Here is a 252-nt window from a genome sequence, read left to right as displayed (position 1 = left end):
GCATTCCCTCTGATCAGTGAAGTTTTCTCACTTTGCTTGCGACCTTGGAAATAAAGGCAAAGTGCCCCGGGTCGGATTCGAACCGACACTGTATGGGTTTTGAATCCATTGCCTGCTGCCAATTGGGCTACCGGGGCCATGTGAATCGAAGGCTGGGGCCTCCCGACGTAGGTACACCTTACAGGAACTAGGTAGGCTCTTGTGGTCCACCTGGCCGGAAAACGAGGAGCCCAGTGAGCACCGCGGACATCC

1 tRNA gene is annotated in these 252 nt (G+C 55.6%); it reads right to left on the bottom strand.

Annotated features, from left to right (window positions below):
- Positions 1-62: 62 nt before the first annotated feature.
- Positions 63-137, bottom strand: a tRNA-Leu gene (locus tag DMH08_RS39785).
- Between the last annotated feature and the right edge of the window lie 115 nt (positions 138-252).

It is taken from the genome of Actinomadura sp. WAC 06369 (assembly GCF_003947565.1).
In the GTDB taxonomy this organism is placed as follows: Bacteria; Actinomycetota; Actinomycetes; order Streptosporangiales; family Streptosporangiaceae; genus Spirillospora; species Spirillospora rifamycini.
This window is presented reverse-complemented; position numbering and strand designations above follow the sequence as displayed.